Origin of the sequence: Mesorhizobium sp. M7A.F.Ca.CA.002.04.1.1 (genome assembly GCF_004022805.1) — a bacterium.
GTDB lineage: Bacteria > Pseudomonadota > Alphaproteobacteria > Rhizobiales > Rhizobiaceae > Mesorhizobium > Mesorhizobium ciceri.
Window position 1 is genome coordinate 1 of the sequence record NZ_RZPL01000907.1, and the last position, 1,952, is coordinate 1,952.

At 62.0% G+C, this 1,952-nt stretch carries 1 protein-coding gene and 2 pseudogenes; 1 reads left to right on the forward strand and 2 read right to left on the reverse strand.

Translation table 11 applies throughout. The features are described from left to right. Positions 1–41 precede the first annotated feature (41 nt). Positions 42–392 (forward strand): annotated as a pseudogene (locus tag ENZ75_RS35415) (nitroreductase family protein); the annotation flags it as partial. 170 nt (positions 393–562) lie between these two features. On the opposite strand, the gene ENZ75_RS30260 reads toward ENZ75_RS35415, so the two are convergent. Together ENZ75_RS30260 and ENZ75_RS35420 are read right to left on the reverse strand one after the other, a co-directional pair. Next, entirely contained in the window at positions 563–1,546 is a 984-nt protein-coding gene (locus ENZ75_RS30260) for a hypothetical protein (RefSeq protein ID WP_063167669.1), read from the reverse strand. A 284-nt stretch (positions 1,547–1,830) separates the two neighbouring features. Then, positions 1,831–1,952 (reverse strand): annotated as a pseudogene (locus ENZ75_RS35420) (TetR/AcrR family transcriptional regulator); the annotation flags it as partial.

Genomic DNA, 1,952 nt, shown 5'->3' on the forward strand with positions numbered 1-1,952 from the left:
GGAATTTCATTGTCATTCGCGATGCCGGACGACGAGCGGAGGTGCGCGACCTGTTCCTGGCCGCGCGCGAGCAGGAACTGCCGGCGATCGAGGCGGAAAAACAGGCGCTGTACCGCAAGCTCAAGCTGGAAGGCATCTGCGAGAGCGCGCTCAACATCTGCATCACTTGCGACCGGCAGCGCTCGAAGGGTTCGCCGCTGGGACGCTGGCACAATCCGGAGATGGATCTCTACAGCACCGTCTGCGCGGTGCAGAATTTCTGGCTGGCCGCGCGTGCCGAGGGCGTTGGCGTCGGCTGGGTGAGCATCATCGAGGCTGAGGCGCTGAAGCGGCTGTTGGCCATTCCGGATCACGTAACGCCAATCGCCTATCTCTGCGTCGGCCGTGTTTCCGAGTTCGCTTCCAAACCGGACCTTGAAACGCATGGTTGGGGACGGCGGCTGCCGCTGCCGGAACTGATCATGAGCGAGACGTTTTCCGGGCAAGGCGAGACACAGCTCAAGTCCACCGTGGCGCGCCTCAACACCGTTTCTGCCTCACCAGACACCACCTGCCCGGCCGATCAGGGTGTGGCGCCGGCCGTACCCCAGCGCGAACCGCCGAAGGAGGCGAGCGCCTTGTCCTTGAGCTCCCTGAACTTCGACGACGCCTCGGCCAACCGGGCGTCCCAGGCCGGATCCGGCACCTGGCCCGCGATGGTCTTGAAATAGACCTGCATCAGGCAAGCGATGGCGAAAGGCTCGATGAAGGCCGCCTTGAATGCCCAGGCGAAGACGATGGCGAGCACGAAGGCCCAGCCGGCGAGCTGGCCGGGCATCAGGAACAGAATGGCGCCGGCAGGCGCCAGCATCATCAGAAAGATGACGAACGACACGCCCCACATGATGACCGCCAGCCAGACGGCGTTCTTGACCATGACCTTGCCGTTCTGGGCATAGAGCACGACGCCTTGGCGCGCCGTCTCGAAGGGTGAGGCTGAATTGATGCGGATGTTGTAACCGAGGATGATCTCGTCGACATAGGTCAGCGACAGGCGGATCACCGTGTTGATGAAGGAGACCAGGCCGCTCAGGCCCGGTATCGGCAGGAAGGCGGCGATACCGCCGAGCAGGCCGGTGATGGCGCGGATGGCACCCTTGACGAGCTGGTCGACGACGAAAAGGATATTGGCCTCGGCAAAACGCTGGGTGACGACATCCCTGGCGTAGGCGATCTGGTCCTGACCGCCGGGAATGTCGCGGCCGTCGATCAGATGAACCATGACGGCGATGTGGCCGGCCTTGACGATATAGAGGATGTATTCGCGGATCCAGTAGACCGCGATCGAGACGATGCCAAACCCGACCACGCCGCCCCACAGGGCAAAGGACATGGGCCCGTCGGGATCGGTGGAGATATGGCCGACGCCATAGCCGACCGAGGCACCGGTGCCGGTCGCCATGATGTAGGCCAGCGTGATGCCGAAATAGACGATCATACGAAAGACGATGAACGGCCAGGTCCGCATCATGATGGACACCGACCGGCCGATCTCGAAATCCCACATGTGCCCCTCCGCCTCAGAGATGGTGGAAGAGGATGAACTCAACCCGGCGATTGTCAATTGCCGGCCCTGGCACCACAGGGCGACGAATTCTGGGCAACGGTTTTCTTTCGCAGCCTTTCGCCGGCGCATTGTCTGACGGAGCATCAAACGAAAAACCCGCCTGTGCGGCGGGTCACCGGCGCAAATCAGCACCATGGACGAATATGTACCTTAGCTGAGGGCAGGTGTCAAGAAAAAATTCCTATCGGGAACAGCTGCCGGCACGAAAAGCTCCGGTGGGAACTTCAATTCGACTGCGGATCCGGCTTCTTGAGCAGGCCTTCGAGCAGTTGCTTGAACGCCGTCACCACCTTCTTGGACGTCGCTTCGGGGTCGTCCGAATTGGCGATCCGTTGCGCTGCCTGGC

Bases quoted from the DNA above. Each gene is read 5' to 3' on its own strand.
- ENZ75_RS30260 (WP_063167669.1), bottom strand. From the start codon at position 1,546: ATGTGGGATTTCGAGATCGGCCGGTCGGTGTCCATCATGATGCGGACC.